Annotated in this window: 13 protein-coding genes; 5 read left to right on the top strand and 8 right to left on the bottom strand. The window is 64.9% G+C overall.

Features of this window, described 5'->3' with window-relative positions; translation table 11 throughout:
• Window positions 1-152: 152 nt before the first annotated feature.
• From uidA (ACFVTG_RS18485) to ACFVTG_RS18450, 8 genes are all read right to left on the bottom strand, one after another.
• Window positions 153-1940 (bottom strand): beta-glucuronidase, encoded by a 1788-nt coding sequence (gene uidA / locus ACFVTG_RS18485; RefSeq protein WP_390282336.1) that lies wholly within the window; start codon window positions 1938-1940, stop codon window positions 153-155.
• Window positions 1941-2009: 69 nt separating this feature from the next.
• Window positions 2010-2825 carry an SDR family NAD(P)-dependent oxidoreductase gene (locus ACFVTG_RS18480; protein ID WP_390282334.1) on the bottom strand — a complete coding sequence of 272 codons (816 nt, stop codon included), beginning with the start codon at window positions 2823-2825 and terminating at the stop codon, window positions 2010-2012.
• A 10-nt stretch (window positions 2826-2835) separates the two neighbouring features.
• Complete coding sequence (locus ACFVTG_RS18475) at window positions 2836-5259, bottom strand: family 78 glycoside hydrolase catalytic domain (RefSeq protein WP_390282333.1); 2424 nt, start codon at window positions 5257-5259, stop codon at window positions 2836-2838.
• A 51-nt stretch (window positions 5260-5310) separates the two neighbouring features.
• Window positions 5311-6660 (bottom strand): MFS transporter, encoded by a 1350-nt coding sequence (locus ACFVTG_RS18470; protein WP_390282332.1) that lies wholly within the window; start codon window positions 6658-6660, stop codon window positions 5311-5313.
• Between the two features lie 114 nt (window positions 6661-6774).
• Window positions 6775-8655 carry a beta-glucuronidase gene (uidA, locus tag ACFVTG_RS18465; RefSeq protein WP_390282331.1) on the bottom strand — a complete coding sequence of 627 codons (1881 nt, stop codon included), beginning with the start codon at window positions 8653-8655 and terminating at the stop codon, window positions 6775-6777.
• An 18-nt stretch (window positions 8656-8673) separates the two neighbouring features.
• Window positions 8674-9891, bottom strand: coding sequence for a glycoside hydrolase family 1 protein (locus ACFVTG_RS18460; protein WP_390282330.1), 1218 nt, complete (start codon window positions 9889-9891; stop codon window positions 8674-8676).
• Window positions 9892-10120: 229 nt separating this feature from the next.
• Window positions 10121-10873 (bottom strand): SDR family NAD(P)-dependent oxidoreductase, encoded by a 753-nt coding sequence (locus ACFVTG_RS18455; RefSeq protein WP_390282328.1) that lies wholly within the window; start codon window positions 10871-10873, stop codon window positions 10121-10123.
• Between the two features lie 79 nt (window positions 10874-10952).
• Window positions 10953-11591 carry a TetR/AcrR family transcriptional regulator gene (locus ACFVTG_RS18450; RefSeq protein ID WP_390282327.1) on the bottom strand — a complete coding sequence of 213 codons (639 nt, stop codon included), beginning with the start codon at window positions 11589-11591 and terminating at the stop codon, window positions 10953-10955.
• A gap of 371 nt (window positions 11592-11962) precedes the next feature.
• On the opposite strand from ACFVTG_RS18450, the gene ACFVTG_RS18445 reads away from it, so the two are divergent.
• The 5 genes from ACFVTG_RS18445 to ACFVTG_RS18425 all read left to right on the top strand — a co-directional run bounded on the left by ACFVTG_RS18445 (window position 11963) and on the right by ACFVTG_RS18425 (window position 16142).
• Window positions 11963-12169, top strand: coding sequence for a helix-turn-helix domain-containing protein (locus ACFVTG_RS18445; RefSeq protein ID WP_390282397.1), 207 nt, complete (start codon window positions 11963-11965; stop codon window positions 12167-12169).
• A gap of 734 nt (window positions 12170-12903) precedes the next feature.
• Window positions 12904-13599, top strand: coding sequence for a haloacid dehalogenase type II (locus ACFVTG_RS18440; RefSeq protein ID WP_390282326.1), 696 nt, complete (start codon window positions 12904-12906; stop codon window positions 13597-13599).
• Window positions 13600-13616: 17 nt separating this feature from the next.
• Window positions 13617-14102: a RidA family protein gene (locus ACFVTG_RS18435; protein ID WP_390282324.1), complete on the top strand. Its 486-nt coding sequence runs from the start codon at window positions 13617-13619 to the stop codon at window positions 14100-14102.
• A gap of 113 nt (window positions 14103-14215) precedes the next feature.
• Window positions 14216-15322, top strand: a complete 1107-nt coding sequence (locus tag ACFVTG_RS18430) for an alanine racemase (RefSeq protein ID WP_390282323.1) — start codon at window positions 14216-14218, stop codon at window positions 15320-15322.
• Window positions 15323-15407: 85 nt separating this feature from the next.
• Complete coding sequence (locus ACFVTG_RS18425; RefSeq protein ID WP_390282322.1) at window positions 15408-16142, top strand: SDR family NAD(P)-dependent oxidoreductase; 735 nt, start codon at window positions 15408-15410, stop codon at window positions 16140-16142.
• Window positions 16143-16177 lie beyond the last annotated feature (35 nt).

Genomic DNA, 16177 nt, shown 5'->3' with positions numbered 1-16177 from the left:
TTTCTGTTGTCCCCGCAGGTGACGGCACTTTCGCCCTTGCGGTTCTTACTTGGTCAGTCCAACTCTCGGTGAACAGTTCATTCAGCACACCCAGCGGTCGGACCGCTCGACATAATAGCGGCGGCGCGGGCTTGGTCGATTGGAAAGCCGAGTCAGCGCGGTTCAGCATCCGAGGATTGTTTGCGCCATCGTGTGCGAAGGATGCGGGCGGCCGCCTTTGGGCGACGGTCGCGCGTGAAGACACCCTTCCGGTTGCCGTCAACGCGGAACGCGCCGCTAGTGGTCTGAAAGTCGGCGAAGTTCCACACTTGCTCGCCGATGACTGCGGGGATCCGGTCGAAGACCCGGTGGTAAGTGTCGAGGAGGGCGACTTGGTAGTCCTCGGTCCATGGCTGGTCGAGGACGGAATGCACTCCCGACAGGGTGTCTGCCCCGTACTCGGTGATGATCAGCGGCTTCCCGAAGGCGCGCTCCCAGCCGCGTAGTTCTGCCTCGAGGTGAGCTTCCGCGCTCACGAGGTCGCCTGAGTCTGCGTACCAGCCGTAGTACCGGTTGAGGCAGATCACGTCGAAGAGGTCCGCGATCTTGTCGGTCTCGAACGTCGCGAAGACCAGGTTGGCGAACGTGACGGGGCGCGAGGGGTCGAGTTCGCGGGTCAGGTCCACGAGCGGTTTGAAGTAGTCCCGTGCGGCGTCTTCGAAGGAGGCCGGTTCGTTGGTGATGCACCACATCACGACGCTGGGATGGTTCTTGTCGCGGTGGATGAGCTCACGGATTGCCTGCGCGTGGGCTGCTCGCGTTTCATCGTTGAACGTCTCGGGGGAGAACGTCACCTGGGTTGCGCCGGTGTGCATCCCTGCCGCGATGGCGAGGTTGAGGCCCACGGCCGCGGTCTCGTCGATGACGACGATGCCGTGCCGGTCGGCGTAGGCGAGCACTTCCTCTGCGTAGGGGTAGTGCGAGGTGCGGAACGAGTTGGCACCGGTCCAGTCCATCAGGCGGAAGTCATGGACCATGTATACCGGGTCGTGCCCTTTTCCGCGAACGGCGCTGTCTTCGTGCTTCCCGAAGCCTCGGAAGTAGAACGGCTTGCCGTTGATGAGGAGTTCGGTGCCTTGCACCTCGACGGTTCGTACCCCGACCGGCAGGGAATACGAGTCGATGACGCGGTCCCCGTCCACGGCCTCGACGACGAGATCGTAGAGATATGCGGCTCCCGGCTGCCAGAGCACCGCGTCCGGGATGCGAAGTTCCCCCGCGGCTTGATGTCCTTGCGCGACGAGCTTTCCGGCAGTGTCGCGCACGCTGACGCGGACATCCGCGTCGCCGTCGACGGCGACGTCGTATCGTATGACTCCGGTCGTGCCGTCGATGTCCGTGACGGCGGTGATGTCGTCGACGCCGATGGGCGGGATGCTGTAGAGCCATACCGATCTTGCGAGGCCGCCGTAGTTGAAGAAGTCGTGCAGGTACTTTTGCTGACGGCGACCGTCGTCGGTCACGGTGACGAACCCCGGCGGGATCGTCGATTTCGTGAGCTCGTTGTTGACACCGATGGTGAGACGGAACTCTTCACCGGCGTCGACGAGGGATGTGACGTCCGCTTCGAATGGGGTGTACCCGCCGACATGCTCGGCGACAAGGGCGTCGTTGACGAAGATCTTGCCTTCGTGGGTGGCGGCGTCCGCTCGGATCTTGATGCGTTCCCCGGCCCAGCCGCGGGGGACGCGAACCGTGCGTTGGTACCAGGCCCATCCGACGTGGTCGCGGATGTCCCGATCTGCGAACACGTCGTTGTAGCTGGACGGCACCGGCGCCTCCAGCTCGGTGCGGAGCGTCTCCCGCCAGGGCTCGTCGCCTGCCGTCGCGTCAAGCGCGAAGCGCCAGAGTCCGTCGAGGCTCATGAGCTCGCGGGTGGGGGATATTTGCGGTTTGAGCATTGAGGAGACATTCCTTCTTTTAAAGATGTGAGTGGCAGGGGCGCCAGAAGCGTTGTGGTTGCAGTGTTTTCAGAGTGTTTCGCCGGCGTCGGCGAGCAGCGTGCTTCCGGTCATGAAGGCTGAGAGATCGGAGGCGCAGAACAGGGCGACGCGGGCGATGTCGTCGGGCACACCGATGCGTCCAAGGCGGCTGGTGAGCATCATGGCGGGAAGCGCATCCGTGGGCATCGGTTGGGATGACGCGGCGATCTGGTTTCCTTCGGTGGGGATATAGGTGGGTGCTACGCCGAGGACGCGTATTCCATACGGTGCGAGTTCAAGCGCGAGTTGGCGTGTCATGCCGCGTGCTGCATGCTTCGAGCTCACATAGGCCGAGAGGCCCGGTGCGGTGCCGCGGAAGCCGGCGGTGGAGATGACGTTGATGATCACGCCGCCGTTCCCGGCGGCTGTCATGTGCCGGGCGGCTTCGCGTGCGCCGACGAAGACACCGCGGGAGTTGACGGCGAAGACTTCGTCCCAGAGGGAGTCGGTCATCTCCAGCAGGGGCACGCTGGGGAAGATGCCAGCGTTGTTGACCCAGATGTCGATCCCGCCCAGCCGCGCGGCCGCGACCTGCACGACGCCGGCGACTGATGTGGTGTCGGTGACGTCCATCCGCATGCCACAGGTGGCCACGGCGTAACGGTCCCGTAGTTCTGTCGCAGCCTGGCGTGCGGATTCTTCGTCGAGGTCTCCGATGAGGAGGTCGGCACCGGCTTCTGCCAGCCGGGTGGCGATGGCCTTGCCCAGTCCGCGGCCGCCGCCGGTGACGACGGCCCGGCGGCCTTTCAAGGACAGCAGTTCTTTCAAGGTTCTGTCGGAGACCTCCGGGACGGCGTAAGTCATGTGGGTCCTTTCAGATGTTGGAAAATATCGGGGCGGGGCAGGATGCGAAGTGCGTTCCTGACGTGTAGGCGGTGCTTGTCCCGTCTGGCAGGGTGAGGCGGGCTGAGGTTCCTTGGGGGACGGTGAAGTCGATGCGGAACTCCTCGTTTGCGATCTCCCACGCGACGTCGATGCGGCCTTGGGGGGAGATGAAGTCGAAGCTGGCTGAGGTGATGCCGCCGCCGGGGCGGGGTTCTATGTCGAATCGTTCCCATCCGGCTGAGTCGGGGGCCTGTCGGAGGCCTACGAGGTATTCGTGGAGGAAGCGGATGACGGCTCCCTTGCTGTAATGGTTGAGCGATTCATGCGCGACACCTCGCTCGTCGATGCCTTCCCAGTCCTCCCAGACGGTGGTGGCGCCCCGTTCGAGCATGCCGAGCCACGACGGTGTCCCGCGCCGGAGCAGCAGTCGGTAGGCGAGGTCGGTGTGGCCGTACGCTGCGAGGACGGGAAGGAGCAGGCCGCTGGAGAGGAATCCGGTGCCGAGTCTGTCGCCGGCGTCGTGGATGAGCTGGACCAGGCGTTCGGTGGCCGCTTCCCTGAGCGGTCCGGGGATGAGGCCGAAGGCCAGGGCTCGGACGTAGGCGCCCTGGGTGTCTTCGCGGGTGTGCCCTCCCGGGGTGAGGAACTCGGTCTGCCAGGCCTCCCTGACACTTTCAGCGACCCTTCGGTACCGCTCGGCCGCCTCGGTATGGCCGAGAATTCCGGCGATCCGGCTGAGTGTCTTGGTGGTGCGGTACAGGAAGGCGGTGCCGACCTCGCCACGGTCCGCGCTCATGTAGGCGTAGGGATTTTCGGCCATGGGGTCGATGAGGGACCCGTCTGCCCGGCGGCGTTTGGGCTCGAGCCATTCTCCGTAGTGGAAGGGGGCATCCCAGATGTACTGCTCGTGGGGGAGCGGTGTCTCTGAGCGGGCGATACGGGACGGGTGGCGGGCCGTCTTGGCGAGATGGAGCGCGTAGTCGACCCAGCGGGTCATCGAGTCCCAGCTTTCCGCCAGAAGCTCCGTGTCTCCGTACGCTTCGTAGATGGACCACGGGCCGAGCACTGTGGCATCGCCCCAGCCGGCGGATCCGCCCATGACCCGCGAGGGGTTGCCGGGATGGTGCCTGATCCGTGCCGAGTCGGGGGAGAATGCTGCGGGGAGACCGTCGTCGCACTGGTCGTCGCGCACGGACTGGAGCCATTTGCGGGAGAAGCCGTGGACGTCGTAGAGCATGGCGGCGGTAGGGGCGAAGACCTGGTAGTCGCCGGTCCATCCGGAGCGTTCGCGGGTGGGGCAGTCGGTGGGGACGTCCACGATGTTGCTGCGGAAGCTCCAGAGGGCCGCTTCGTGGAGTCGTTCCAGGTCCGGGTCGCTGCACCTGAACCACCCGCGGCGTTCGAGGTCCGAGTGGACGACGACGACCGTGAAGTCATCGATGGAGAGCTCGCGTCCAGGATGGGTCACCCGGACATAGCGGAAGCCGTGGACTGTGTGCCGAGGTTCGAAGACGCCGGGACTCTTTCCGGCGATGACGCGGTCGGTCTGGCGGAATTCGAGCAGCCCGCCTTGTGGTGTTTTCATGTCCAGGTGGGCGGTTGTCAGGTCGCCGCCGGCGTCGAGGTGCTCGCCGAACTCGAGCACCGTCTCCGTTCCTTCGGGCCCCAAGCTGGTCAGCCTGACCCATCCGGAGAGGTTTTGGCCGGCGTCGAGGATCGAGACCCCGTCCCGAAGCCGGGTCAGGGCCGCCGGCTTGCGTTCCTCGACGCGGCGCACGGGCGGGGCCGGTGACCGGGAAGGGGTAGGTGGCGTGACGACGCCGACCCGGACCGGGCCGGGTTCGGCGCGGTCCGGATCGATGCGGAAGTCAGTGGTCTGACCCGTCATGAGGTCCGCCCGCACGATGGGGCTGGGCAGGGTGATCCAGTCCCGGTCGGTCCCCAGGGTCATTCCCGCACCGGATCCGAGGTCGATTTCGAGTTGTGCGAGGGCGGCGGTGGTGTTGCCCCAGACGTTCCGGCGCTGGGCGCCGCTGTTCCTGCCGCGGAACCAGCCGTCGGAGAGGACGACGTCGATCCGGTTGCCACCGGGGATGAGGAGTTCCGCGACGTCATACTTCTGGGCGTACAGGGTTTCGTCGTAGCTGGTGGAACCGGGTGCCAGTTCGATGTCTCCCACCCGGATTCCGTTGAGGAACACCTCGTAGACGCCAAGGGCGGTTGCGTAGAGCGTGGCTGCGGCGGGACGGGCGGGAAGGTCGAATGACCTGCGGAGGATGTAGGCCCCGCGCTCGTCCTGGGCGGCAGTTGGTTCGGACTCGGCCGGTGAAATCCAGGCGGCCGTCCATTTGACGGGTGCTGTTCCGGCGGGGTTCTGTGCCAGGTCTGGCGGGGTTTTGAGCGTGTTGCCCATGGGTGTTTCGGCTCTCTTGTTGGTTGGCGTGTTGGGGTGGCAGGTCGTTGCTCAGCGCACGGATTTGATCTTCAGGAGGATGATGAGGCTTCCCAGGAGAGCCAGCGCGGCGCCGGTGAGGTAGAGGGCGGTGTAGTTCTTCTCGGCCCCGGCCGCCCCCAGGACGATGATGAAGGGCGCCAGGAGGGGTGCTATTGCGCTGGGGATCCGTTGTGCGAATCCGACGACGGCGAGGTAGCGTCCGGCCTGTGCCCGGTCCGGTAGTACGGCGAAGATGATGGCTTGGTCCACCGCGCTGAAGAGGGCGATCGCGCACTGCATGATGAGTGCGCCGACGAGCAGGGTGATGAAGGAATGGGCGTAGGCTTCGGTGATGCCGCCGGCGAGGAAGAGCAGGCCGCCGAGAAAAGCGAACAGCCTGCGTCGACGGAGCTTGTCGGAGAGGAACCCTCCGGTGAGGGCGCCTGCGGTGGCGGCGACGATGCCGAGCATGCCGATCAGGGCGACGGTTCCGGCGACTTCCTTGATGGGAAGGCCCAGGCGCTGGGCGTAGAAGAAGCTGCCGAAGGTGGTGTTGAAGTAAAGGCCCATGAAGAAGATGAAGCGGCCCAGCCAGTTCCAGCCGAAGTCCGGGTGCTTGCGGGGGCTGAAGGTGTAGCTGGTCAGGAGGGCCTTGACGGTGACGGTGCTGTTGTGGACGAGGCCCACGGAGCTGCCTTCGCGCTTGACGAGCGAGAAGAGAGCCACCAGTGCAAGACCCACGAGGCCGGGGACAAGGAAGACGAGCAGGGTGCTGGAGGAGACGGCGTAGGCGATGCCGATTCCGAGGACGGGGGCGATTTGGGCCGACAGCCCGCTGAATGCCGAAATCTTGCCTCGCTGTTCCTCGGGAATCCGGTCGGCCTGGAGGTTCAAGATGGCCTGGCCCGCGGCCGCCCAGCCGAAGAGTCCGAAGACCCAGCCGAGGCCGATGAGGAGCACGCTGGGTGCCAGGGAGATGCCGAGGAGTCCGAGGATGCCGAGGAGGGCTCCGCCGATCATGAAAGGGGTGCGGCGGCCGAGGCGGGAGCGAAAACGGTCGCTCCAGACGCCGACGAGGGGACTGGCGGCGATGGAGATGAACTGTGCCGTTCCGGTGACGTAGCCGAGCAGCTCTTCGTGGCCTGGGGCGAGCTGGGAGATGCGGACGGCAAGTGAGTAGGACATCGGGACGATGAACGCCATCGCGACGCCGAAATTCGCCAACGATATCAGCGTCAGGTAGCTGGCACTGGCCGTCTTCAGCGCCGGCGCCTCGATGTCGGGGATACCGGCGGGGGGTCCTTGCCGGGAACCTGCGTCCGTGAGGACCGCGGATTCCGCTTCTTTGGGTGGTAGGTCCCCGTAGCTGGGCTTGACCATGATGACTCCTTTGTCTGGGTACGGTGTGCGCGACGTATTTTTGCTGCGGCAGGGATTGGTGACTGGTGGGGTGGGGGCGGCGGGGATGCCGCCCCCACGGTGAGCTTGTGGCTGCTATGAGCGCTGGGCGCCTGCGGGCGTCGACAGGGCCGGTTCCTGGGTGAAATCAGGTGCCGTGGTTTGGTGCTGCCCGTTTTGTGCGGTGATTGAGCCTGGCTTGCGGCCGTGGAGGCCCGTCCATCGCTCGCGGAGCGCGAACGCGGCGGTCTTGGGTCTGCGGTCCCGGGTGAAGATGCCCTTCTTGTTCCCGTCCACACGGTGGATCGCGGGGCCGGTGCCGAAGTCGGCGAAGTTCCAGACGTGTTCTCCGACGAATGAGGGGATCCGGTCAAAGACACGGTGGTTCATGGCGAGGAAGCCTGCTTGGAATTCCTCGGTCCACGGGGTGTCCAGGACGGAGTGGAGGCCGGCGATGGTGTCGGCGCCGTATTCGCTCATCATGATGGGCTTGCCGTGCTTCGCGGCCCAGCCGCGCAGATCGGCCTCGAGGAGCTTCTCGGCGGTCTCGAGATCGCCGGTGGCGACGTACCAGCCGTAGTAGCGGTTGAGGGAGATGACGTCGACGAGGTCCGCGAGGCGGTCGTTCTCGCTCGTGGCGAAGATGACCGCCGTCGTGGTCACCGGGCGCGTCGGGTCGAGCTCCCGGGTGAGCTTGATGAGCGGTTCGAAGTATTCCCTTGCCCCGTCCTCGTTGGAGGAGGGTTCGTTGGCGACGCACCACATGACGACGCTGGGGTGGTTCTTGTCCCGGTCGATGAGCTCACGTAGATGCTGGGCGTGCGCGGCCTGGGTCTGGTCGTTGATTGTCTCCGGGGAGAACGTGGGTCGGGGCGGCTGTCCCGTCAGTCCGGCCTCCACGGCGAGGTTGAGTCCGACGGCGGCGGTCTCGTCGATGACCACGATCCCGTGCCGGTCCGCGAACTCGATGACTTCCTCGGCGTAGGGGTAGTGGGAGGTGCGGAAAGAGTTTGCGCCGGTCCAGTCAAGGAGGCGGAAGTCGTGGACGAGGTAGGCGTTGTCGTGGCCTTTGCCGCGGATGGCGGTGTCCTCGTGCTTGCCGAAGCCGGTGAAGTAGAACGGCTCGCCGTTGATGAGGAACTGTTCGCCCTGGACGGCGACCGTGCGGATCCCGACGGGGAGTTCGTAGGCGTCGACGACGTGCCACCCGTCATGGATCTCGACCTCCAGGCGGTAGAGGTATGCTGCTCCCGGCCTCCACAGCACGGCGTCCTCGACCCGGAGCGTGCCGGAGTGTCCTTCGCCTGTGGCGACCGTGTTCCCTGTCTCGTCGATGAGCCGCATACTCGCGGGGGCCGGTTCGCTGGTAGCCAGTCGGTAGCTCACTAGCCCGGTGCCGCCGTCGACGACGTCCGTGGTCACCGTTATATCGGTGAGGTGCGACCGGGGGGTGCTGTAGAGCCAGACGGAGCGGGCAAGGCCGGCGTAGTTGTAGAAGTCGTGGAAGTACGTCTGCCTTTCCTGCCCGTCGGCGCCGACGGTCAGCTTCCCGGGCGGGATGGTGATGTTGGTGAGCCGGTTGTCGACGGCGACGGTGAGGCGGAATTCCGTCCCGGGGGCAATGAGCCCGGTCAGGTCCGCTTCGAAGGGCGTGTATCCGCCGACGTGCTCCGCAACCAGGGTGTCATCGACGTAGACGGCAGCGGCGTGGGTTGCGGCGTCGAAACGGAGCACAATGCGCTGGTCCGACCAGCCGCGGGGGACGCGGACCGTGCGTTGGTACCAGACCAGGCCGACATGGTCGCGGATCTTCTGCTCGGCGAACAGGTCGTTGTAGCTGGCGGGGACGGCCGCCTCCAATCGGGTTTCGAGCCGTGACTTCCACGGCTCCGGGCCGAGCGTGCCGTCGAGGCCGAACAGCCACAGGCCGTCGAGGTTGACGAGTTCACGGGTGGCGGTTGCCAGGGGCTTCAGCATTGAAGAACTCCTTGAGGGTCAGTGGGCGAGGGCGCTGAGCGCGCCGGCCCGGGCGACGGATCCGAGCCAGGCGAGGCTCGGCTTGGGGGTGCGGACGAACGTCTGCCGGTCGACGCTCACGAGTCCGAAGGTGGGCTCCCAGTGGCCCCACTCGTAGTTGTCCAGAAGCGTCCAGTGCAGGTATCCGCGGACATCGATGCCGTCCGCGATGGCCTCGGACACGTGCTGGAGCGCTTCGCCGGTGTAGGCGATACGGCGGGCATCATCGGCCGTGGCGATGCCGTTCTCGGTGATGAGAATCGGGATCCCGCCGGTGACGTCGGCGGTGTGGCGGATCGCGATGCCGATCGCGTCCGGACGGTAGGCCGTACCGACCAGGGTGTTCTCCGGGCTGGCCGGGTGGGGTTCGATGCCTTGTTCGTTGACCCATTGGCTGGAGTAGGACTGGACGCCCACGAAGTCATCGCCCGCTGATCCGTGGAGGTAGAGGTCCTCCCAGACGTACTCAAGTTCCCGTTTCTTCTCTTCGGCTCCGGGGCGTGCGACGAACGCCCGGTTCGCGATCGTCCAACCGACCTTGGCGTCCGTGCGGGCGCGGACGATGTCGCGGGCGGCCCGGTGCGCCTCGACCAGGCGGGCGCCGATCTGCGGGTCCGGTGGCGGAAGCTGGGGCCGAGGGTCCTGATCCACGGTGGGGCTCTGCCAGTCCTGCTGGGCTGCGGGGGCGGCCGTCATCATCCCGCGCATGGTCGCCATCATGGCGAGCATGTTTGGTTCGTTCATCGTGACCACCCAGGGGACGCCGTCCAGGATCGTGGTTGCCTCGGTGACGTAGGCGGTGAACCGTTCGATCGCCCTCTCGCCGAGCCATCCTCCCTCGTCGGCGAACCACTGCGGGGTGGTGAAATGGTTCAGGGTCACGACCGGGGTGAGCCCGAGTCCGAGGGCGGTATCGATCATCCGGCGGTAATGGGCGAGCTCGGCGCGGGAGAACCGGCCAGGGAGCGGCTCGATCCGGGCCCACTCGATACCGAAGCGGTACGCGTTGAGGCCCGCGTCGGCCAGCAGCTCCATGTCCTCGGCGTACCGGTGGTAACTGTCGATGGCGTCCCCGCTGGGTTCCATGCCGGGGACGGTCTGCTCCTGAAGCCACCAGTCGCTGTTGATGTTGTTGCCCTCGATCTGGTGAGGTGCAGTGGAGGCGCCCCAAAGGAAGCCGGGCGGGAAGTCGTTCATGGCAGTCTCTTTCTCCGCGGCGCGGCCGCGGAATCGTGGTTCTGGATTCGTGGTTTCGGAAGATGAGTGTAAGGCGCAGCCGCGGGCGGAGTGTCGGGTCCGCCGTCGACTTTTTCGGGGCTACTAACGGTTTCGGAGGAATGCTTCGCTCCGGACCGCAGGAGGTGCTTTCGCGGTGGCCCGGCCGCACTTTGGATCGTTTCAAATTGAGTCCCGGCTGATTGCCCGGTTAAGCGGCTGACCAGCCGCCGTCGCTGGGCAGGATAGCTCCATTGATGTTGAGTGAGTCCTCGCTCAACAGCCAGGTGATTGCTGCGGCGAGCCTCTCCGCGTCCGCGACGGGGGAGGCGATGGCCCGCATCAAAGGGAAGATCCGGCCGGCGGCGAATTCGCTGCGGACCGCTGCTTCGATGTTCGTGGCGACCGCACCCGGCGCCACGGCGTTGGCCCGCACGCCTTGGGGGCCGTACATGAACGCCGTGTTCTTGGTCAGTCCGATGACCGCGTGTTTCGATGCCGTGTAAGCGGCACCTGCCGCGGATCCGCGGAGGGCGGCTTCGGAGGCGACATTCACAATCGAACCGCTTCCGGACTCGATGAGGAGCGGCAGGGCGGCGCGCGTCAGGCGCATCGGGGCCGTGACGTTGACGCGCATCACCCGGTCCCATGTCTCGTCGTCGATCTCGCCGACGGGAAGGAAGCCATCCATGATCCCTGCGATGTTCGCCAGGCCGTCGAGACGGCCTTCGCAAGCATCGGCGATCGCGTCGACCGTTCGGTTGTCGGAGACGTCGCCGACTACGGTCCTGACGTCCACTCCGGGGAGTGATGTCTTGAGTTCGTCGAGCCGATCGGCGACCACATCGGAGACGATGAGCCGGGCGCCCTCTTCGGCGAGCCGGACGGCGGTGGCTCGTCCGATGCCGGAGCCGGCGCCCGTGACGATGATGGTCTTTCCGGCGAACCGGTCTTCAGCGGTCATAGTGATTCCTTTGCGTCGTTGCAGTTGATCGCGGGTCCACGTCCCCGCGACACGGGGAACAGGTGTTGCGGTGCGTTGTTCAGATCGTCGCGATGAGATCTTCGATCTTCTTCTTCGTGTCCATGGCTGCTTCGCCCGTGAGGGCGCGGAAGGCCGCTGCGACTTCGTTGGCGAAATCGAACGAGGGGTCCACGAGCCACTGCGCCCGTAGGCCGCTCCAGAGCCCCATCATCTGCCGTCCCGTGCCCATCGGGTCGAGGCCAGGACGTGCACGCCCTTCGGCCTGACGCCGTTTCACGGCGGCAGCGAAGGCGAGGATGGCGTTCTCGTTGTGCTTCTTCATGTACGGGTGCGCCGGGTGCTCCGGATTCGGGGCGTCCGCCTCGAGAGCGAGGAGGAGGCGGACAGTGTTCCCCTCCGTGAGCACCAGGCGCGCCGTTCCCGCGGGATCCCAGTCACCGGAGACAAGCTCGGCCGCCACGGACTCGGCCGTCATGCGCGAGCCGATCTCCTCGTCGGCGAGCTCCATGGCCGCGACCAGGACGTGGTCGCGGGTCGGGAAGTGGTACATCAGCGCAGTTTCGCTCATGCCCGCCGCCGACGCGACCTCTGCGGTGGTCAGGGCTTTGTGCCCCTTCCCGCGGATGATCTCCAGCGCGGCCTGGGCAACAGCCGCGCGCCGCTCCGCGGTCTTGGCGTAACGCCCTCGTGTCTTCATGGCCTGTTCCATGTGACCCAGATTACGTGAATTCTGAAGAGACTACAATATTTTCTCTCTAAGAGTCTGAGATTGTCGGTACCTGCATCTGATTGGTACTTGAAAAGTTGTACTTCCTCCATTTTTGTGGACAGGATCTGTTGTGCGGCAAGATTTCGGGAAGAAGATCATTGGCGCTGCTGGTACGGGGGCCTTCGTCGAGTTTGGGTGTCGTTCTGATATCCGGACCCCGGCCGGACGCGCGGGTCGGCGTGCAACTTTGGGGAACCGGCGTCGTTCAAAAGTTCGCGAGGAAATAAGCGACGAACAAGCGCCGAAAGAAGCCGTGGATATAGCACTTAAGATTTAGAGCCTGTGAGGTCCGGGGGTACCTGCTTCGGGAGCTCCGCGAAGCATCGGATCTGACACGGGTCGTGTTGGCTGCGCGTCTGCGCGTCAGCCAGAACAAAGTGTCCCGCATCGGGCAGGGCGACATCGACCGCGCCCAGGTCGATACCTTGCGGAAATACGTTGAAGCCGTCGGTGGCCGGCTTCGTGTCGAGGTTGAACTCGGAGACGACCGGATCCAGATCGCCTGACCCGGCAGCCCGTTCCGGTACGTTTGAACACCTCGGTCGCGCTCGGTGCCGGTTCGGAAGCTGGAAGCGAGGGTGTGGTGACAGTGTCAACACCTTTCGCTTCGGACTGGGTCGTACTGCCACCGGACCGGACCGGCCCGTGCTCCGCATGTTTTCTGGACTTCCCAGTGTTTCCAAGAGCGGGAATGCGGTTCGAGTCCCACCTTGGGCACGTTTTCCCATGTCCGGGGCCCTTTTTGGGCCTCTGACGTGTCCACACCGTGTGTGTAGTTGTGCTTAGCCGTTCGTGTAGCCGGCTTCTTTCCTTTCCTCAGCTTCGACAGCGTTCTGCTGTCCTATAGGTTCATGGTTGCCTGAAGCGGAGACGACATGACGGGGCGGGTTCCAGGGGAGTTACCCTGCGGGGGAGCGCCGGCGCAGTCCAACGTCTGTGTAACTGACGCGCCCGCCTTGGCGACCCAGTAGCGCTGTCGGCATTAAGGCCCGGCAACATGCGTGTCCAGCATCAAATCCGATGTGTGCCCTGACGTAACGAAAGGCACCGCAGTCAGCCCCCGGAGAGCCACTCCGAACGCCAGATGCAGAACCGAATGCCGGTAGCCTCGTCGGTGTTTTCTTGGATCGAGATTCCGAAAATCGTTGACAATCGACAAACGTGAAGAGTATCGTCGACAATCGACAGCAACCGAGCTCGTCTCGTCGACAATCGACGAAGCGATTTATTGGAGGATCACATGGCATTCGAATTCGAAACCAAGCCGAAGTTCGTTACGTTCGACATGAACGGAACGCTGATTAAGTTCGCTATCAACGATGCGATCCGTGAGGTACTGGGTGACCGGTTGCCGGCCGAGCTCGCCGATGATTACCTGCGGGCCTGCAAGGCGTACCGCATCGATGAGTGCACGGGCGAGTACAAGCCGTTCCACCAGATCGTCGCCGACTCGATGGAACGCGCCTCGCGTCGGCTCGGTCTGGAGTTCCGTGCGGCCGACGCACGGGCGGTTTATGAGATTGTCCCCTCTTTTGGCCCGTACCCGGGTGTCACCGAGGCATTGAACCGCCTGGCTGAGGCGGTTCCGCTGGTCATCATCACGAACAGCGACACCGCCCATGCTGTGCGCCTTGCGGATAACCTCAAGGCCCCGTTCGAGACCATCATCAGCGCCGAGCAGATGGGGATGTACAAGCCGCGGCTCGGTGCGTTTGAGTACATGTTCGACAAGCTTGGCGTGACACCGGATGAGATCGTGCACGTCTCTGCGAGCCCGATGTACGACCACCGCCCCGCGGCCATCATGGGCATCAAGAACAAGGTGTATGTCGACCGCGGCTTCGAACACGACGAGCACTGGCTCGGCTACGAGCGGATTACCGACATCGCCGATCTCCCCGTCCTCTTCGGTCTGTCGCGTCCTGCTGCTTCCTAAGGGAGACCCGGGTACAGATGAGTCTGCCACTACCTCAAACCGTAAAGGGCGCCTCGGCTTCAGATCGTCTCGAGGCCCTGGGTCTGGATCTGCCCGTCCTCGCTGATAATGCGTACTACGTGGACCACCGGGCGGTGGACTCCAGCATCCACATCGCGGGCCAACTGCCGTTCAAAGACGGTGAGCTGCTGGGCCAAGGCGTTGTAGGTCGGGACGTGGACCTGGACACGGCGCAGGAGCTAGCGCGCCATTGCGCGCTGAACTGCCTCGCCGCCGCTGTGCAGGCAGTGGGAGATCTGGAGCGGGTGCGGATCGTGCAGATGCTGGTCTTCGTGGCCAGCGCGCCGGACTTCGGTCTGCAGTCGCGGGTCGCCAACGCTGCCAGTGAGTTGCTCATCGAGGTGTTGGGTGAGAACGGACGGCACGCCCGCACTGCGATCGGGGTCGCCGGGCTGCCGCTGAACACGCCTGTAGAGATCCAGATGGTCTGCACGGCCGTTTAGCGACGGGCACCACGGCGGTGTTGTACGACGGCGGTGGTGTGCGGGACCCGCTGAGGCGGGTCCCGCACCTTCAGCACTTGATCATTCATAGACAGAATCATGAGGAGTACAGCGTGAACCGCATTCAACGAGCACTCGAGGCTCTCGTCGATCGAATCGATACTCCCGCGCCGATCGTGCTGGCCGACGTGATGCAGGACAACATCGACCGCATGCAGGCCTTCGCCAACCAGCACAGCCTCGACGTCAGGCCGCACGTCAAGACGCACAAGTGCGTCGAAATCGGGCGGCGCCAAGTCAAGGCCGGAGCCATCGGAATCACTGCAGGCAATGTGGGTGAGGCCGAGGTCTTCGCCGCGGCCGGGTTCGACGACATCTTCATCGCCTACCCTGTCTGGCCTTCAGGAACGAAAGGCCTGCGGATCCGCAAGCTTGCTGTAACTACGCAGCTACGGATCGGCGTCGACAACGTCGCGGCGATCGATGCCATTGCCGATGCGATGGGATCTGAAGCCGACCGGCTGCAGGTCGTGATCGAGGTCGACTGTGGTGCCCGTCGTTCCGGGGTTCCCCCCGAAGTCACGGGCGACCTCGCTCTCGCCGCCCGCAACCGCGGCCTGGTTCCGGTGGGCGTCTTTACGTATCCAGGTCACGGCAGCTCCAGTCCGGACGCCCGCAAGCGCGCTGCGCTGGACCAAGACGCGGCGCTCACCACCGCGGTGCGCAGCCTCAACGCAGCCGGGATCACCGCAGACGTGGTCAGCGCCGGCTCCACACCCACCGTGGAGTTCTCCACCAGCAGCGTCATCACCGAGATTCGACCCGGCGAGTACGTGTTCAACGACCTGAACAACACCCGACTCGGCGCCTGCACCCAGGATCAGATCGCGCTGTTCGTCGCCGGCACCGTGGTCAGCGACTGGGTTCCCGACCAGGTCATCCTCGACATCGGCACCAAAGCCCTCGGCCGCGAAGGCAGCCCCGAGCGCGGCTACGGCAGCATTGCCGGCACCACGGCCGTCCTGTCCAAACTCAACGAATATCACGGATTCCTCCCGCTGCCCCCCGGAGGGTTCCGTCCGGGCATCGGGACCGTGCTTCCCGTGGTGCCGAACCACGTCTGCCCGGTGGTGGTCAATTTCGAGGAGTACATCGTCACCGACAGCACCGGCACGACGCTGGAACGGTGGCCTGTCGACGCCCGCGGATTCCTCAACTGACAGACCCCTAACTGACGCCGGGGGCGGGAAGTCCGTCCCCCAGCCTGCAACGTAAAGCAACCTACCTCACGATGGAGTGACTGACATGAGACTTGACAAGAAAACGGCCCTGGTCACCGGTGCCAACAGCGGAATCGGGGAAGCAATATGTTCCCACTTCCGCAACGAGGGCGCCCGGCTGCTGCTCACCGGCCGCAGGGAGCAACTCGACAGCGCCCAGCCCGAGGACCTGTACGTCCCGGGAGACCTCAACGACGAGGCATTCGTCGAAAACCTGGCCCGGCAGGCCGCCGAATCCTTCGGCACCGTGGACGTCGTCGTCCTCAACCACGGACTGCAGGTCAGCGGCCCGCTCACGGAGATGGCCTACGAGGACGCGAAAAACGTGCTCCACAGCAACCTGCTCAGCCCGTTCCTGGTGATGAAGCACTTCGCGCCGCTGATGCCCACTACCGGCGGCTCGTTCGTCCTCGTCAGTTCCCGGCTCGGCATGGTCGGCAAGCCCGAGGAAGTCCTGTACTCCGCGGCCAAAGGAGGCCTGATCATGCTCGCGAAGGGCGCGGCGATCGAATGGGCATCACGCAACATCAGGGTCAACGTCGTCGCACCAGGGTTGACCGCCACCCCGGTCATTGAAGCGTCGTTCCAGCGCAGGGAAGACCCCAAGGCCTACCGCGCCCAGCGCGAGGGCCAGATCCCGCTCCAACGCTTGGCCACCCCCGAAGAAATCGCCGACGCCATCCTATTCCTGTCGTCCCCGGAATCGTCCTACATCACCGGAGCCGTCCTGCCCGTCGACGGCGGATACACCGCAGCCTGAACACTTCAACGCTTCACAGACAAAGAAGGACAACC

It is taken from the genome of Arthrobacter sp. NPDC058127 (genome assembly GCF_042884555.1).
Classification (GTDB): Bacteria; Actinomycetota; Actinomycetes; order Actinomycetales; family Micrococcaceae; genus Arthrobacter.
The sequence above is the reverse complement of the archived record's forward strand: the minus strand, read 5'-3'. Positions and strand labels throughout refer to the sequence as shown.